The organism is Variovorax ureilyticus (genome assembly GCF_037889935.1).
Classification (GTDB): domain Bacteria; phylum Pseudomonadota; class Gammaproteobacteria; order Burkholderiales; family Burkholderiaceae_C; genus Variovorax; species Variovorax ureilyticus.
This window is the reverse complement of record NZ_JBBKZU010000002.1, coordinates 285,434-301,643: the sequence shown is the minus strand read 5'-3', so window position 1 is coordinate 301,643 and position 16,210 is coordinate 285,434. Positions and strand designations below refer to the sequence as shown.

Here is a 16,210-nt window from a genome sequence, read left to right as displayed (position 1 = left end):
ATGCCCGACTCACGCTGCCTGATGAGAGTTGCTGCCACGTCCTTCGTCGTGTCCCTCGCGGCATGCGCCCAGACGCCGTCACGAGCATTGGATGGCACGGCGTCCGAAGCAACGATCGCCGCGCACGTCGCGGCCGCCACGAAAGCCGCAGGCGGCGATCTGGGCGAGTTGCTTTCGCTCTGCAAGCCCGCCCCCGCCTCGCGCGCGCCGCAGAGCGAACTGGACAAGGGCCTTCTGGCACTCATCGACAAGCCTGCGCCGCCTCCGGGCAAGGCCTTCGACAACCTGTACTTCGTCGGCGCCGATTGGGTCAGTGCCTGGGCGATCCGGACGTCCGACGGGATCATCCTGATCGATGCGCTCAACAACCAGATGGAGGCCGCCGCGCTGATCGAAGCCGGCATGCGCAAGCTGGGCCTGGACCCATCGCAGATCAGGTACGTGATCGTGACGCACGGCCATGGCGATCACTACGGCGGCGCGCCCTACCTTGCGCAGAAGTACGGGGCCCGAGTAGTGATGAGCGATTCCGACTGGACGATGACCGAAACCCGCCTCGAGTTCGCCACGCCCATCTGGGGCGCACCACCCAGGCGGGACATCTCGGTCAAGGACGGCGATCGCATCACGCTGGGTGACACCTCCGTGACGCTGTACCTGACCCCGGGGCACACGCTCGGTACGCTTTCTCCGGTGTTCGATGCGCAATGGAAAGGCGAGAAGCACCGCGTCATGCTATGGGGTGGCACGGGCTTCAACTTCGGCAAGGATGTGCCACGACTGGTCAGCTACAGCGAGTCGGCGCGGCGGATGGCATCCGTGGCCAAGGCTCAGGACATCGACGTCCTGATCTCGAACCACTCCCGGGTCGACGGTTCGCAGACCAAGCTTGCCGAATTGCGGAAATCAGGCCCCCGAGAACCGAACCCCTTCGTCCAGGGCACGCCGACGGTCGAGCGCGCACTGACCGTCATGGACGAATGCGCACAGGCGCAGCGCGACAGATTCGTGCTGCAGCCGTAGGAGACAAGACATGCATCACCCAAGCCATTCCAAGACTTTGCGCCGGACCGCATGCCTGAGTGCGGCGCTGTTTGCCGCAGCGATACCGCTTGCTCACGCGGATGCGGCCAACTACCCCTCCAAGCCCGTGCGAGTCATCGTCGGCTTCTCGGCCGGTGGGCCGACCGATGTGGTCGCGCGAGCCTTCGCCGACTTCGCCGCGCGGTCGCTCGGCAAGCCTTTCGTCATCGACAACAAGCCGGGCGCCAACACGATTCTTGCGGCCGAGGCCGTGGCAAGCGCGCCTGCCGACGGCTACACACTGCTCGTCGGCGCCACGAACCACACCATGATCCCGGCGCTCTACAGCGCCCGGGTCAAGTTCGATTCGGTTCGATCCTTCGTGCCGCTTTGCACGGTGGCCGTGAGCCCGACGGTGCTCGTGGTGGGCCCGTCGATGAAGACGCCGACCCTTGCCGCCTTCCTTCAGCAGGTGAAGGCGGAGCCCGGCAAGCGCACCTATGCCACGCCAGGCACCGGCAGCTCGGGTCACTTCGCGAGCGAGCAGTTCACCCGCCTGACCGGCACCCGCATGAACCACATCCCTTACAAAGGGGCAGCGCAAGTCGTGACGGACCTGATGGGCGGCCAGGTGGACAGTTCCTTCGCCACGCTCGGCTCCGTCCTTCCGCAGATCCAGGCAGGCAAGCTGACCGCCCTCGCCGTGGCGTCGCCGCAGCGCTCGTCGCTTCTGCCGCAGGTGCCCACGTTCGAGGAAGCCGGCGTGAAGGGCTACCGGGCGGACATCTGGTACGGACTGCTCGCGCCGGCGGGCACGCCGCCCGAAGTGGTTGCCACACTGCAAAAGACGGCGCAGGCATTTGCGCAAGCCCCGTCGACGCAGGAAAAGCTGAAGGGCCTGGGCATGGAGTCGCAGAGCGTGTGCGGTTCCGCGTTCGGCGACCAGCTCCAGCGCGAAGTGCAGAGCTACACGCAGCTCGCACGCGAACTCGACATCAAGGCCGAGTGACCACAGAGCCGCCCCCCTCTTCTGAAACCGGAATCCACACCATGTCTTCGTTCAAGTTCTCGTTCGCCCGCCGCACCGTCGTCGCAGCCCTTGCGCTTGCTGCCTTCGCTGCGCACGCGGCCTATCCCGACCGGACCATCACCGTCGTCGTGCCCTATGCGCCGGGCGGCGCTGCGGATGCGGTCGCACGGGTCGTTTCCGCGCGGCTGGGCGCCAAGCTCGGCGCCACCGTGATCGTCGACAACCGCGCAGGCGCGAGCGGCACCATCGGCGCCGCCTATGTCGCCAAGGCCGCACCCGACGGCTACACCGTGCTGTACGACGCGACGCCCTACTCCATCAATCCGCACCTCTTTCCCAAGATGCCGTTCGCTGCGGGCGCCCTGCAGCCGCTGTCTCTGGTGCTGCTGGCGCCCAATGCGCTGATCGTCAAGGCAGATTCGCCCTTCAAGACCGTCAACGACCTCGTCGCGAAGGCCAAGGCCCAGCCCGGCAAGGTGAACTTCGCCTCGGGCGGCAGCGGCACGGTGCAGCGCCTTGCGTCGGAGCTGTTCCGCCAGAAGCTGGGCCTCGACATGGTCCATGTGCCGTACAAGAGCGGCGGCCCGGCGATCACCGACGTGATGGGCGGCCAAGTCGACTTCATGTTCGCGACGGTCGCCGCAAGCTACCCGCTGATCAGCTCGGGCAAGCTTCGCGCGTTGGCCGTGTCGTCGCCGAAACGATCGCCTCGCCTGCCGGATGTGCCAACCGTCGCCGAGACCGTCATTCCGGGCTATGAAGCCTTCGAATGGAATGGCATGCTGTTGCCCGCCAGGACGCCGAAGGAAATCACCGAGAAGCTTCAGCGTGCCCTGGTCGAAGTCCTGAAGGAGGATGAGGTGCAGAAACGCCTGAGCGACCTGGGCGCCCAGCCCGTCGGATCCACGCCCGAGGAGTTCGCCACCTTCCTCAGGAGGGAAGACGCGAAGTGGGGCGAGGTCGTGCGCAAGGGCGACATCAAGCTGGACTGACGCGCCGTGACCTCGAGGCCCACGCTTTCGCAGCCGGTGCCGCATTCGGCCGGTACGGCGCGGCCTGCGCGCCGGCTGCCGCCGATGGCGTGCGACAGCCACATGCACATCTTCGATCCGCGGTTCCCGCCCTCGCCGCACTGGACGCGTCAGCCGCCCTGCGCGCCGGTTTCCGCCTATCGAGGCCTGCAGGAGCGCCTGGGAACGAGCCGGGCGGTCGTGGTGACGCCGTCGACCTATGGCGCGGACAACGCGTGCACGCTCGATGCACTCGCGCAGTTGGGCTCCGAGGCCCGAGGCATTGCCGTGGTGAACCAGGATGTGCCCGAAGCCGAGCTCGACCGCCTGGCGTCACATGGCGTCTGCGGCCTTCGCGTGAACTTCGTGACGCCGCAGTCATGGGGCGCCACGACGCCGGCCATGCTGACCACGCTGGCCTCGAAGGCGGTTCGGCTCGGATGGCACATCCAGGTCCTGATGCGTCCGGAGCAGCTGATCGAGCTGGCCGCTGTTCTCAGGGCGCTTCCGGTGCCCGTGGTCATCGATCATCTTGGACTCCTCGATTCAAGCCGGGAGACTGAAGCCGTCGCCGTTCTGATGCAGCTCGTCGACTCCGGCAACACCTGGGTGAAACTCTCGGGCGCGTACATGCGTTCGTCGACCGGAGGGCCCTCTTACGCGGACACGGTGCCTTGGGGGCAAGCGCTGGTGCGCTCCGCGCCGCATCGGCTCGTCTGGGGAAGCGACTGGCCGCACACGACCGAGTCGCACGGGACCGTGGATGACGCTGCGCTCGTCGATCTGCTCGGTACATGGTGCTCCGACGACGACGCGGTGATGGACCGAATCCTGGTCGATAACCCTGCAGGGCTCTATGGCTTCTTTTCCTGATCGGATCACCACCCCATGTTTCTCATCCAGCCACCCCATGTCCGCGAACTGAACCTGTTCAGCGCGATGCCCGATCATTTCCGCCGGCCCGAGCGAAGCGCATGGGCGGATGCCAATCGTGGCGGCGCGCCGACCGATTCGTTCCTCGAAGGGCCCGTCTTCGACGATGCCGGCAATCTCTACGTCACGGACATTCCCTGGGGGCGGATCTTTCGCATCGATCCGCAGGGCGGCTGGTCGCTGGTGGCCGAGTACGACGGCGAACCCAACGGCATGAAGTTCCTCGACGCAGCGACGCTGCTCGTCACCGACTACAAGAACGGGTTGACGCAGGTCGACGTCGGAAGTGGCCGCGTCGCGCCTTTCCTTGCGCGCCGCAACAGCGAACGATTCAAGGGCGTCAACGACCTGGTGTTCGATGCCTCGGGCAACCTCTACTTCACCGACCAGGGCCAGACTGGCCTGCACGATCCCACCGGGCGGCTTTACCGTCTGGGCCGTGATGGCCGGCTCGATCTGCTGCTGGACAACATCCCCAGCCCCAACGGCGTCGCGCTGTCACCTGACGGCAAGGTGCTGTACCTCGCGGTGACACGGGGCAACTGCGTGTGGCGCGTCCCCTTGCTGCCCGATGGAAGCGTGTCGAAGGTCGGCCAGTTCTTCACCTCCTACGGCCCGAGCGGTCCCGATGGACTGGCGGTGGATGCGCAGGGCCGGCTGCTGATCGCCAACCCGGGCCTGGGCTATGTATGGGTGCTCAACGGACGGGCCGAGCCCATCGAGGTGTTGCGCGGACCGCCCGGTGCGTCGATCACCAACCTTGCCTTTGGCGGCCCCGACCGACGAACGCTGTTCGTCACCGATTCGACGCACGGCCGCGTCCTGTGCGCCGACATGGAGGTTCCAGGATTGCCCTTGGCGCGACGCTGAGATCAGCGCCCTCGCGCCGGCGCTATGGGTGCCATTTCGAGACGACCGGCGGCGTCGCTGCCGAGCGCTCGCCGGCCAGGGCGTACGACAGCTTGTTGGCCGCCTGCACCACGCTCTTGGCGTACTTCTCGAGCTTCGCCTTGGTGAGGCGCGAACTCGGCCCCGAGATGCACATCGACCCGAGCAGATTCCAGTTCGTCCGGAACACCGGCGCCGCCACGCTCGACACCTCGGACTCACGCTCTCCCATGGAAATATGGAAGCCGCGCGAACGGATGGATTCGTAGGGCTCTCCCTTCGCGCCGCTGAACGCGAGGATCACCCGGCCCGGGGCACCCAGGTTCAGCGGCAGGCGCTCGCCGATCCGGACGTTGTGCCGCACGGACTGGGGCCCCTCCACCCGTGCGACGCAGGATCGGATGTCGCCCTCGCGCACGTAGAAGGACGCGCTTTCGCCGGTCAGCTTGACCAGTTCGTGCAGGCCCGGCTCGACGACGTTGTTGACGTCGAAGCCCGCCTGATAGCGCGCGCCAAGCCATCCCGCGGCAGGCCCGAGCCGCCACTGGCCGTCGTCCGTCTGCACCATGTAGTTGGACTGGGCCAGCGTGCGTGCGAGTCGTAACACCGTTGTCTTGTGCATGCCGCCGCGGCGGCTCAACTCCGCGAGCGACAGAGCCGACTCTCCCACCCGAAATGCTTCCATCAGGGACAGTGCCCGGGTGACTGCAATCACCCCGCCGTCGCGCTCCGCGACCGGCTCGTCCTTGCTGTCGTTGCCGTCCTTGCTGTCCTTGCTGTCCTTGCGCATGCTGCACCTCGGTTCACTGTATGCAACGCGATGGTACTTGGTGCAACCATGCGAGTTCCATGCTTACCCTGGCACTTCAGGTGATTCACGCCTTCGCGCCGCTCGCCTTCCACGCCTGATACCTGGCCCTGTTGGCCTCGTTCGGTGGATAGAGGCCAGGCAACTCTGCGCCGTGGCCGACCTGCTCCATGATCCAGGCCTCGAGCCGCTCCTGCTCGACCGACTCGCTGACGATTTCGTCGAGCAACGCAGCGGGAATCAGCACGGCGCCGTCTTGATCGACCACGATCACGTCGTTGGGGAATACCGCAACACCGCCGCAGTCGATGGATTCCTGCCATCCGACAAACGTCAGTCCGGCCACGGAGGGTGGTGCGGCAGTCCCTTGGCACCACACGGCAAGGCCCGTACCCAGCACGCCTTCGACATCGCGCACGACACCATCGGTCACCAGCGCGGCCACTCCCTTCTTCTTCATCCGGGCGCACAGGATGTCTCCGAAGATGCCCGCGTCGGTGGTGCGCATCGCGCCCACCACCGCAACGCATCCTTCGGGCATGGCTTCGATGGCTGCGCGCGTCGAGATCGGCGACCCCCACGAGGCCGGGGTCGCTAGATCCTCGCGCGCGGGGACGAAGCGCAAAGTGAACGCCCTTCCAACGATGCGAAGCTGGCCCGGAGCGATGGGTCGGGTGCCGCGAATCCACACATTGCGCAGACCGTGCTTGAGCAACACGGTCGTCAGCGTGGCGGTCGAGACCTGGGTCAGTGCGGCCTTGATACCGGGGTCCAGAGCTTGGGATTCGATGTTCATGATGTGCGCGGTGGATTGAATGGCTGGACTACTTGGCAAAGAGCGAAGAGAGGTCGGCGAAGGCCTTGATCTCGATCGCATTGCCCGATGGGTCGTGAAAGAACATGGTCGCCTGCTCCCCGGCCTCGCCTTTGAAACGGACATACGGCTTGATCACGAACTCGGTGCCCAGGGCGGTGAGTCGATCCGCCATCGACCGCCACTGGTCCATCGGCAGCACCACACCGAAATGGCGAACCGGCACGCCGTGGCCATCGACCTGGCTGGTTCCCACCTCGAGACAGGCATCGGGAGCGAGGTGCGCCACGATCTGGTGACCATGGAAGTTGAAGTCGACCCACTCCGGCGAGCTTCGACCTTCGGAGCAACCCAGCACGTCCCCATAGAAACGACGGGCTTCACCGAGGTCACGAACGGGAAAAGCGAGGTGAAAAGGCGGCAACGTCGCCGCGTCTTGCGCAGGGGTAGGCATGTGAGCTCCAACAAAAACTCGGACAGCAATCCCGCCAATGCTCGCAACTCTCGATGGAGCCTTCGCGGTTCGACCTCGGGATTCTCGACGTCGCCCTGCGTTTGCAGAAACGTGTTTTTCCTGTTTTAGACTGAAGAAAATCCTTGCCCTGGAATGCAGACCCAATTCGTGGACAGCTTCGTTGTCGTGGTCGAGTGCGGATCGATCGCAGAGGCCGCGCGTCGACTGAACATCACCGCGACCGCGCTGGCCGCTCGTGTCGATGCCCTGGAGACCGAGTTCGGGCAGAAGCTGCTGATCCGCTCCGGCCGAACCGTGCGTGCGACGGAATCGGGTCTGCGCCTCGCGGCCAGCGCCGGAACACTCCAGAAGGCTCTGCGAGAGCTTCGCTCCGCAGTGGCGGGCGAGCAGGTTCCCGGCGTTCTGCGGCTTGGGTCGATCAGCACGGCGCTCAGCGGCTGGTTGCCGGAGCGATTGCGGCGGCTGTGCACCCGGTATCCGCACGTGGAGCTTCGACTGGAAGCCGGCGTGTCCAGAGACCTGTACCACGCCCTCCAGCGAGACCAACTGGACATCGCGCTCGTGGTGGCGCCACCCTTTGCGTTGCCGAAGTCCCTGGTCTGGCGGCCCGTTCGCCGCGAACCACTGGTGGTACTCGCCCACCGTCGGCATCGATCCACGGATCCCCTGCAGCTTCTGACGACCCAACCCCTGATCCGGTACGACAGGAACAACTGGGGCGGATCTCTCGCGGACCAGTTTCTGGTGTCGAAGCGCATTCGGCCCAAGGAGCGGGCGGAACTCGATGCGCTCGAAGCGCTCGAGGTCCTGGTGAGACTCGATATGGGCGTGTCGCTGGTCCCTGATTGGGCGCGTGCGCATGCGCTCTCCCCCGACCTCGTGACGCTCCCGCTGGAAGACGCTCCGTGTCGCGAGATTGGCTTGCTGTGGCCCGGTGGATCTGCTCACAAGGACCTGGCGGAGATGATTGCCGAGGGCGTAGGGCTCGCGCCAATCCGTGACGCAGCAGGCTTTTCATGACTGTCGTTTCGCACGCCGCACCACGGTCCACACCGTGAAACCGGATTGTGCAGAACGCAACCGGCTTCTAGAGTCTCCCCATGCGCCGCCGAGGCGCTTCATTGGAGACAAGACTCATGCAATTTCCCCGCCGTGCGGTTCTCACGTTTGCCGCCGCATCCCTGCTCGCCTTCGCGGCCCACGCGGAGACGTGGCCATCCAAGCCGATTCGGCTGATCGTTCCCTTTCCCGCAGGCGGCGGAACGGACATCATCGCGCGAGAGCTGACCAACAAGCTCACGACCTACGGCTACACCTTTGTCGTGGACAACAAGCCCGGCTCGGGCGGCAATCTGGGCGTCGACGCGGCCGCGAAAGCAGCGCCCGATGGCTACACGCTGGTTCTGGGTCAGACCAGCAACCTCGCCATCAACCCGACGCTCTATACGAAGCTGCCCTACGATCCCCTCAAGGATCTCACTCCTGTGAGTCTGGTGGCGAGTTCGCCACTGGTGATCGTGGCGGGCCAAGCCACGCCCTACAAGACGCTCGCGGATGTCATCAAGGTTGCCAAGGCAAAGCCCGATGCAATCAACTATGCCTCTTCCGGCAACGGCACGGTCGCGCACCTGGCGGCGGAATCCCTGCAGAAGGCCGCTGGCGTCAAGTTCACGCATATCCCCTACAAAGGCGCAACGCAGGGGGCCACCGACGTGATCAGTGGACAGGTCCAGCTCTACTTCTCCACGGTCACGACCTTGCTGCCTCACATCAAGAGCGGAAAGATGCGTCCGCTTGCCGTGACGTCGTTGCAGCGCGTGCACGACTTGCCACAGGTGCCCACCGTCTCGGAGTCTGGCTACAAGGGTTTTGAATCCGTTTCGTGGTTCGCGGTGTCGGGCCCCGCCAACCTGCCCAAGGAAGTGGTGAGCAAGCTCAATGCGGACATCAACAAGGCGCTGCAAGAGCCTGAACTGAAGCAGAAGCTCGCCAATCAGGGCGCCGACGTGACCGGCGGAACGCCTGAGCAGTTCGCCAAGCTCCTGCGCGAGGATATTCCTCGCTGGGGAAAGCTGGTCAAAGACTCGGGCGCCAAGATCGACTGATGCTGCTTGCTCATTCAGGCTGAATCCCGGCCTCGCGAATGACCTTGCCCCATTTGCCGATGTCGGCCTTCATTCGCGCCGCGTATTCTTGTGCCGTGCCGCCCTGCACCTCGATGCCGGCGGCTTCCAGCTTCTCGCGCACGTCCGGCTGCTGGAGGGCCGCGTTGATCTCGGCATTGAGCCTGGCAATGATGGGTTGCGGAGTGCCCGACGGGGCGAGGAAGCCACCATTCGTGTTGGCCTCATAGCCCTTGAGGCCTTGTTCGTCGGCAGTGGGGACATCGGGCAGAGAAGAAGCGCGCCTGAGCGAGGTCACCGCGACGCCACGCACCGAACCGGCCTTCACCTGCGCCTGGATCGCACTCACGGTGTCGATGTACAGGATGGTCCGGCCGGCCAGCAGATCCGGCTGGGCCGCGGACGAGCCTTTGTAGGGCACCATCAGCATGGGCACGCCGCTGGCGAGGCGAAACAACTCCGCTGCCATCTCCTGCGCGCTGCCGCGGCCGGACGTCGCAACTTTCGCCTGGTCCGGATGAGCCTTCATCCACGTCACGAGTTCGGGCAGCGTCTTGACCGGAATCTCGCGATAGACGGCGAAGACCAGCGGGACCTCGTGCGTATAGACGATGGGCTCGAAGCTCTTCTGCGGATCCCACCCGAGGTTCTTGAACAGAAACTTGTTGATGGTGTGGCTGCCGCCGACGATCCCGATGGTGTAGCCGTCCGGCACCGACTTCGCGAGCACCTCGGTGCCCAGGTTGTTCGAAGCGCCGGGTCGGTTGTCGATGACGACCGGCTGACCCATCGACATGGAGAGCTTGTTGCCGACAACGCGGGCCAGGATGTCGATGGCACCGCCCGGCGGAGCCGGCACGATGATCTTGATGGGACGGCTGGGATAGCTCTCCGCGGCAACGGTACTGGTGGCCAGCACGGCGGCGAGCGCGGCGGCGAGAAGCTTGAACGGCGAAATGCGTGGCACGGGGGTCTCCTGGGCTTCGATGGGGAACGGAAGGGTCCTGGCGGCTTCAGCCTCGACCGACGAAAGGCATGGAACTGGCCATGACGGTCATCGTGAGCACATTCACATCCAGCGGCAGCGCCGCGATGTGCCGCACGGCATTGGCCACGTGCACGGCAGGCATCATGGGCTCGGGTGCCACGGTGCCGTTGGCCTGGAGCACGCCACGCGTCATGCGTTCGGACAACTCCGTCAGGGCATTGCCGACATCGATCTGGCTGGCGACGATGTCGAAGGCCCGGCCGTCCAGCGCCAGGGCCTTGGTCAGTCCGGTGACCGCGTGCTTGCTGGCCGTGTACGGGGCCGTGAAAGGACGCGGCGCGTGCGCGGAGATCGACCCGTTGTTGATGATCCGCCCGCCTTGCGGTGACTGCCGACGCATCAGTGCGAAGGCGGCGCGTGCGCAGAGGAACACCCCGGTCACGTTGGTATTGATCGCGTTGAACCACTTCTCCAAGGGCAGTTCATCCACCGGCACCGCCGGGGCATTGACCCCGGCATTGTTGAAGACCACGTCGAGCCGGCCGTAGGTGCGTTCGATGGTGTCGAAGAGCGCCTGCACGCTCGCCGGATCTGTGACATCGGTGGGCACTGCCAGGGCCTCCCGGCCATGTGCAGCGGCTTCCTCCGCCAGTGTTTGCAGGGGTTCTGCGCGGCGGCCCGCGAGGACGACGACGAAGCCGTCGTCCAACAGACCCGCGGCCGTCGCGCGACCGATGCCGCTGCCCGCACCCGTGACGAGTGCGATCCTGGATTGCACATGGCCGGTCGGCGCGAAGATGTAGCCCATGGCAGACGTCCTCAGTCGATGGTGATGTTTCGGCTGCGAATGATCTGGCCGTAGCGGCCACGGTCATCGGCAATCAGTCGGGCGAACTCCTGCGGAGAGGTCGCACGGGGAACCCCACCGAGCGCTGCAAACCGGGCCTTCACGGCATCGTCGGACAGCACGGCACGCACATCTGTCGCGATGCGCTCCACGATGTCGGGCGGGGTCCCCGCAGGCGCCAGCAGGCCGATCCACGAGATCGCGTTGAAGTTGCGAAGACCGCTCTCGGCGAGGGTCGGCACGTCCGGCAGCGCCGAGACCCGCTTGTCGCTCGTCACGGCGAGCGCCCGCAGCCTGCCGGCCTTGATATGGCCGGAAGCTTCCAGCACGGTCAGGAACGACATCTGCACTTGTCCGCCGAGCAGGTCGGTGATGGCCGGTCCGCCGCCGCGGTAAGGCACATGCAGGATGAAGGTGCCCGTACTGTCCTTGAAGAGTTCCGCAGCCAGGTGCGGTGCGCTTCCGGCGCCCGAGCTGCTGTAGCTCATCTGGCCCGGCTGCGACTTGGCCAGTGCGATCAGTTCGGCGGGGGTCTTGGCGGGGACGGCCGGATTTACCATGAGCGCCAACGGCAGTTCGGCGACCAACGACACCGGTGCGAAAGCCTTGTCGGGGTCGTACGGAAGCTTGCGATACAGGGAAGGGTTGATCGACTGCGTCCCCACATTGCCGAACAGCAGCGTGTATCCATCGGGCCGGGCCTTCGCCACGTTGTCGGCACCGATCTGTCCGGCCGCACCGCCCTTGTTGTCCACCAACACGGGATGGCCCCAGCGCTTGCCCAGTTGCTCGGCCATGATGCGAGCGCCGGTGTCGGTTCCTCCGCCGGGCGGAAAGGGCACGACCAGCGTCACCGGTTTCGACGGGAAGGCCTGGGCAAGGCACGCACCGTGCGCGAGCGCCATCGAGAGTCCGGCCAATGCGGCCGCAAAGCGGGTTGCAAACATGTCTTGTCTCCTGATCTTTGGTCTAGGGGCGATGGCCCTTGTTTTGATCCGCCTGCCCGGTCGCAGGCCGGCTCAGGTCGTGAGGCTCATCGCCGGCCTGTCGCCACTGAACGCCTGGGCCAGACTGTCCAGGACCATCTCGGCCATGTCCGCGCGCGTTTCCCATGTGGCGCTGGCCCGGTGCGCCTGCAGCGTGGTGCGGTCCGACTCGCGCAGTTCGAGCGGCACGTTGGGCTCGTCGACGAAGACGTCCAGGGCCGCACCGGCAATGCCCCCTGCGGCGACGACGCGGGACAGCGCCGCCTCGTCGACGAGGCGGCCGCGCGCCACGTTCACCAGGAAGCCGCGCGGACCCAGGGCATCGAGGACCGCCGCATTCACGATGCCTTCCGCCTTGTCCGCAGCGGCGCAGAGCACCAGCGCATCCACTTCGCGTGCCAGGTCGATCAAGCCGGGCACGAACCGGTGAGGCACATCGTCCATGCGCTGCAGATCGGTGTAGCCGATGGTGCAGCCGAACGCGGTGGCTCGCTGCGCCACGGCGCGGCCGACACGGCCCATGCCCACGATGCCCACACGCATGCCGCTGAAGCGACGTGCCAGTGGAATCGCACTTGGCTGCGGATGGGCAGGCCAGTGGCCCTCGCGCACGAAGCGATCTCCGGCGCACAGATTGCGGCAGGCCGCGATCAGCAGGCCGATCGCGAGATCGGCCACATCCTCCGTCAGCGCACCCAGCGTGGCCGTGACCGGCAGGCCGCGGGCCCGGCAGTACGCCAGGTCGACGGCGTCGGTTCCCACGCCGTTGATCGCCACCACCTTGAGCGCGGGCATCTTCTGCAGCATGGCTGTGGAGACGCCTGTGTGACCTCCGGTGATGACGGCACCGATGCCGGCGCCATGCGCGTCGAGCCAGGCTTGCCTGTCCTCGATCTCGAAGAGCCTGTGAACGTCGTACAGCATCGCGAGCCGCTCGTTGACGGACGGAATCAATATGGGATTGAGTTGAAGGACCTGGGCTTTCATGGCGCAGGAGTGTGTATTCAGTTGATCAACATGACAATCTTGATCATTAAAATCAACATAATTTCATTCAAGGTCACCCCTGATGGCAATCTGGATCTCGATGGACGACGCGTGCCGCCAGCTGGATGTGCGTCCTCAGACGCTCTACGCCTACGTGAGCCGAGGCAAGCTGGAGGTCATTCCCGACCCCGCAGACTCGCGGCGCAGCTTGTACCGGGCCGAGGACGTCGACGCCCTGTCGAAGCGCAAGCATGCCGGCCGCAAGCGCGAGACCGTGGCCACCAACACGCTCTACGGGGCCGAGCCGAGCATTCCCACGGCGCTGAGCACCTTCTACCGCGGCCGGCTGTTCTACAGAGGCCAGGACGCGGTGCAGCTCGCACGGTCAGCCAGTCTCGAAGACGCTGCCCGGTTGCTCTGGGCCGCCGAGCAGCCGGTGGACTTCTCCGCCGCCGGCGCCACGCGTCCGGCGCAAGCCGGGCGGGCCGCTGCGTTCACTTCGCTTGCGGCGCTCGCCGCGGTCGGTCATTCGACGGGCGGCCGCATGACCCGCGTGCTGCATGAAGAAGCGCAGGACCTGGTGGGGCACGTGGCCTGCGCGTTTGGCGCACAGCCGGGCACGCAGCCCCTGCATCGGCGCTTCGCGGCGGGCTGGCGGCAGCCCGCGAGAGTGGCGGAGATATTGCGGGTGGCCATGGTGCTGATGGTCGATCATGAGCTGACGAGTTCGGCCTTCGTGGCTCGCATCGCAGCATCGACCGGCGCTTCGCTGCCGGCGACTCTTCTGGCAGGACTGACGACGCTGTCGGGGCCACTGCACGGCGATGCGTCCGGCAGGGTGCGCGCCCTGTTCAGCGAAGTCGAGCGCCTCGGAGAGGACGCGGTACTGGGCCACTACCTTTCGACCGGCCTGTCCCTTCCGGGGTTCGGTCACCACATTTACCCGGAAGGCGATCCGCGGGCGGCAGCGCTGTTCGCCATGTTCGAACCTCCGGAAGCGATCTCGCGCTTCGTCGAGAAGGCGCAGACGCTCACGGGGCTGAAGCCAAACATCGACCTGGCGCTTGCCGCGCTGGTCGCACGGATGCGGCTTCCCCAGGATTCGGCATTCGGCCTTCAGGCGACCGCGCGCAGCATCGGGCTGCTGGCACACAGTCTCGAGCAACTCAGCCGGCCGCAGGTCATTCGGCCAAGGGGTCGCTATGTGGGAGCCCATCCAGGCATGCAAGAAGGCACGGCCGTCGTGCACGCACCCAACCATGTTGCAGGTCCGGTCCCACGCAACGTCCCGCCGAAGCCACCGTCTCGCAAACGACCGGCGCGGACCGCCCCATAGCGAAGCGCACCTCATCGAGTCACCAGGAGTCTCCTATGCACCCCACTGAACAGCGCCGCGCGCGCAGCCTGAGCGCCGATGTCGTCGACGAGCTGAGCAAGCGCATGAGGATCGGCCCGCTGCGCGCGGGCGACAAGCTGCCGACCGAGGCGGCGATCATGCAGGAGTTCGGCGTGAGCCGGACCGTGGTGCGCGAAGCGCTCTCGAAGCTGCAGGCCGCCGGCATGGTGCGGCCGCAGCGCGGCGTGGGCACCTTCGTGGTGGGCGCTTCGCGCGCGAAGCCGTTCCACGTCGACAGCAGCCCCGACGACAGCCTCGCCCAGGCGATCGCGCTCATCGAGTTGCGCATCGGCCTCGAAACCGAAGCGGCGGCGCTCGCGGCGCAACGCCGCTCCGCGAGCGACCTCGCCGCGATCAAGAGTGCGCTCGACGCGATCAGCGCCGCCATGGACCAGGACATGGACACGGCCCTGCCCGACTACCAGTTCCACCTGGAGATCGCACGCGCGTCGCACAGCCCGCATTTCGCGGCGGTCCTGGAGGCGCTGGGGCCGACCTGCGTCCCGACCGCATTCCTCAAGACGGCAGGCTGGAACGAGGACGGTGAAGGCGAAGCCTTGGGCGATCGGGTGCGTGACGAGCACCTCCGGATCTACAACGCGATCGCGCAGCAGGACGTCGAAACGGCCCGCGCCGCGATGCGGGGCCATCTGGTCAACGGCCGGGAAAGGCGGCGCGCCTCCCAGGGACCCGAGGCGCCGGCTCGAAGCTAGGGCCGGTTCACAGGCCCTAAATCGCGGTCGATTGCCGCTCGATCATCCGGAAGCCGACATCGATGACCGGCTGCGCGATCGCCTCACCCTTGCAGCGGGCAACGATGAGGCGTGCGGCGAGACGGCCGATCTCGGCGCCGTCCACGTGCACCGTGGAGATCGATGGCACGGTGTGCGCGCCGAAATCCGCATTGCCGAAGCCGCAGACTGCAAGGTCCTGCGGCACACGCAGGCCGCGCGCCAGCGCTTCGACGATCACACCATGCGCGAGTTGGTCCGAGCTGCAGCAGATCGCCTGCAGCTTCGGGTCCTTGGCCAGCAGTTCGCCAAGTGCGCGACGGCCCAATTCGAGGCTGCTGGGCGCCGGCACGAAGACCGTCGGAACCTCGCGGCCGAGTGTGGTCTGGAAGCCGTCGCGCCGCATGCGCGCGCGGTGGTCGTCGCCGCTCGCGATGCCGATTCGTTTCCATCGCTTCCCGAGAAAGTAGCCGCCCACGGCGCTGCCGACCTTGACATGCGAGAAGCCCACGAGCATGTCCACGGGCCGGTCGCTCAGATCCCACGATTCGACTACCGGAATGCCCGAGCGGCGCAGCCGGTCCCTGGCCTTCTGCGACTGCACCAGGCCAGTCATGAAGATGGCGTCGGGCTGCCGGCCGATCATCGCGTCGAGCACGGACTCTTCCTGCGCTGCGTCGTACGAGGTCTGGCCGAGGATCAGCTGATAGCCCGCCGTCGCCAATTCGGCAGTCAGTGCCTCCAAGGTCGGCAGGAACTGCGCCACCGAGAGCGCCGGCACGATGCCACCCACCATGAGGCTTCGCTTCGACTTGAGGCCGCCGGCGAGGCGGTTCGGGATGTAACCGGTCGCCTCCACCGCCGCCTGCACCTTCTCGATGGTCGCTTTCGACACCACGCCCGGATTGCCGAGCGCGCGCGACGCCGTGATCAACGAGACGCCGGCGGCCTTCGCCACGTCATGCAGCGTGGCGGACTTGGGTGAGGAAAAGGTACTCATGCGGGGCCAGGGAGGCGACCATGACAACGATAGCAGAAGCAATTGGCATGGGAAAACCCCAGGAGCTGGCTCATTGACCGCCTCTGAATGACAACGTTATCATCTCATCACATCGATCATAGCCCTGGGCGATTCACTGCGGATGCCGGGCGCTCACGCAGAGATGACAAC

17 protein-coding genes are annotated in these 16,210 nt (G+C 66.0%); 9 read left to right on the top strand and 8 right to left on the bottom strand.

Going from position 1 to position 16,210, the window contains the following annotated elements:
- The 5 genes from WKW77_RS05850 to WKW77_RS05830 all read left to right on the top strand — a co-directional run bounded on the left by WKW77_RS05850 (position 1) and on the right by WKW77_RS05830 (position 4,866).
- The gene (locus WKW77_RS05850) at positions 1–1,023 is read left to right on the top strand and encodes an MBL fold metallo-hydrolase (protein WP_340355899.1); all 1,023 of its coding nucleotides are present in this window, start codon (positions 1–3) and stop codon (positions 1,021–1,023) included.
- A 10-nt stretch (positions 1,024–1,033) separates the two neighbouring features.
- Positions 1,034–2,032 (top strand): Bug family tripartite tricarboxylate transporter substrate binding protein, encoded by a 999-nt coding sequence (locus tag WKW77_RS05845; RefSeq protein ID WP_340355898.1) that lies wholly within the window; start codon positions 1,034–1,036, stop codon positions 2,030–2,032.
- 41 nt (positions 2,033–2,073) lie between these two features.
- The gene (locus WKW77_RS05840; protein WP_340355897.1) at positions 2,074–3,045 is read left to right on the top strand and encodes a Bug family tripartite tricarboxylate transporter substrate binding protein; all 972 of its coding nucleotides are present in this window, start codon (positions 2,074–2,076) and stop codon (positions 3,043–3,045) included.
- A gap of 84 nt (positions 3,046–3,129) precedes the next feature.
- Complete coding sequence (locus WKW77_RS05835) at positions 3,130–3,936, top strand: amidohydrolase family protein (protein WP_340356197.1); 807 nt, start codon at positions 3,130–3,132, stop codon at positions 3,934–3,936.
- Between the two features lie 15 nt (positions 3,937–3,951).
- Positions 3,952–4,866 (top strand): SMP-30/gluconolactonase/LRE family protein, encoded by a 915-nt coding sequence (locus WKW77_RS05830; protein WP_340355896.1) that lies wholly within the window; start codon positions 3,952–3,954, stop codon positions 4,864–4,866.
- A 22-nt stretch (positions 4,867–4,888) separates the two neighbouring features.
- On the opposite strand, the gene WKW77_RS05825 is transcribed toward WKW77_RS05830, so the two are convergent.
- The 3 genes from WKW77_RS05825 to WKW77_RS05815 all read right to left on the bottom strand — a co-directional run bounded on the left by WKW77_RS05825 (position 4,889) and on the right by WKW77_RS05815 (position 6,960).
- Complete coding sequence (locus WKW77_RS05825) at positions 4,889–5,674, bottom strand: IclR family transcriptional regulator (RefSeq protein ID WP_340355895.1); 786 nt, start codon at positions 5,672–5,674, stop codon at positions 4,889–4,891.
- A gap of 85 nt (positions 5,675–5,759) precedes the next feature.
- Positions 5,760–6,488 carry a ribonuclease activity regulator RraA gene (locus WKW77_RS05820; protein ID WP_340355894.1) on the bottom strand — a complete coding sequence of 243 codons (729 nt, stop codon included), beginning with the start codon at positions 6,486–6,488 and terminating at the stop codon, positions 5,760–5,762.
- A 28-nt stretch (positions 6,489–6,516) separates the two neighbouring features.
- On the bottom strand, positions 6,517–6,960 hold the full coding sequence (locus tag WKW77_RS05815) for a VOC family protein (RefSeq protein ID WP_340355893.1): 444 nt from the start codon (positions 6,958–6,960) through the stop codon (positions 6,517–6,519).
- Between the two features lie 153 nt (positions 6,961–7,113).
- Here WKW77_RS05815 and WKW77_RS05810 point away from each other — a divergent pair, with 153 nt between their 5' ends.
- On the top strand, positions 7,114–8,001 hold the full coding sequence (locus tag WKW77_RS05810) for a LysR family transcriptional regulator (RefSeq protein WP_340355892.1): 888 nt from the start codon (positions 7,114–7,116) through the stop codon (positions 7,999–8,001).
- 116 nt (positions 8,002–8,117) lie between these two features.
- Positions 8,118–9,086 carry a Bug family tripartite tricarboxylate transporter substrate binding protein gene (locus WKW77_RS05805; protein WP_340355891.1) on the top strand — a complete coding sequence of 323 codons (969 nt, stop codon included), beginning with the start codon at positions 8,118–8,120 and terminating at the stop codon, positions 9,084–9,086.
- A 10-nt stretch (positions 9,087–9,096) separates the two neighbouring features.
- On the opposite strand, the gene WKW77_RS05800 is transcribed toward WKW77_RS05805, so the two are convergent.
- The 4 genes from WKW77_RS05800 to WKW77_RS05785 form a co-directional block, all read right to left on the bottom strand.
- Complete coding sequence (locus tag WKW77_RS05800; protein ID WP_340355890.1) at positions 9,097–10,071, bottom strand: Bug family tripartite tricarboxylate transporter substrate binding protein; 975 nt, start codon at positions 10,069–10,071, stop codon at positions 9,097–9,099.
- Positions 10,072–10,117: 46 nt separating this feature from the next.
- Positions 10,118–10,900, bottom strand: a complete 783-nt coding sequence (locus tag WKW77_RS05795; RefSeq protein ID WP_340355889.1) for an SDR family oxidoreductase — start codon at positions 10,898–10,900, stop codon at positions 10,118–10,120.
- An 11-nt stretch (positions 10,901–10,911) separates the two neighbouring features.
- Entirely contained in the window at positions 10,912–11,886 is a 975-nt protein-coding gene (locus WKW77_RS05790; protein ID WP_340355888.1) for a Bug family tripartite tricarboxylate transporter substrate binding protein, read from the bottom strand.
- A 72-nt stretch (positions 11,887–11,958) separates the two neighbouring features.
- Positions 11,959–12,912: a 2-hydroxyacid dehydrogenase gene (locus tag WKW77_RS05785; RefSeq protein ID WP_340355887.1), complete on the bottom strand. Its 954-nt coding sequence runs from the start codon at positions 12,910–12,912 to the stop codon at positions 11,959–11,961.
- Positions 12,913–12,994: 82 nt separating this feature from the next.
- On the opposite strand from WKW77_RS05785, the gene WKW77_RS05780 reads away from it, so the two are divergent.
- Together WKW77_RS05780 and WKW77_RS05775 are read left to right on the top strand one after the other, a co-directional pair.
- Positions 12,995–14,248, top strand: coding sequence for a citrate/2-methylcitrate synthase (locus WKW77_RS05780; protein WP_340355886.1), 1,254 nt, complete (start codon positions 12,995–12,997; stop codon positions 14,246–14,248).
- A 35-nt stretch (positions 14,249–14,283) separates the two neighbouring features.
- Positions 14,284–15,021, top strand: coding sequence for a FadR/GntR family transcriptional regulator (locus tag WKW77_RS05775; RefSeq protein ID WP_340355885.1), 738 nt, complete (start codon positions 14,284–14,286; stop codon positions 15,019–15,021).
- Between the two features lie 16 nt (positions 15,022–15,037).
- On the opposite strand, the gene WKW77_RS05770 is transcribed toward WKW77_RS05775, so the two are convergent.
- Complete coding sequence (locus WKW77_RS05770) at positions 15,038–16,039, bottom strand: LacI family DNA-binding transcriptional regulator (RefSeq protein ID WP_340355884.1); 1,002 nt, start codon at positions 16,037–16,039, stop codon at positions 15,038–15,040.
- Positions 16,040–16,210: the final 171 nt, after the last annotated feature.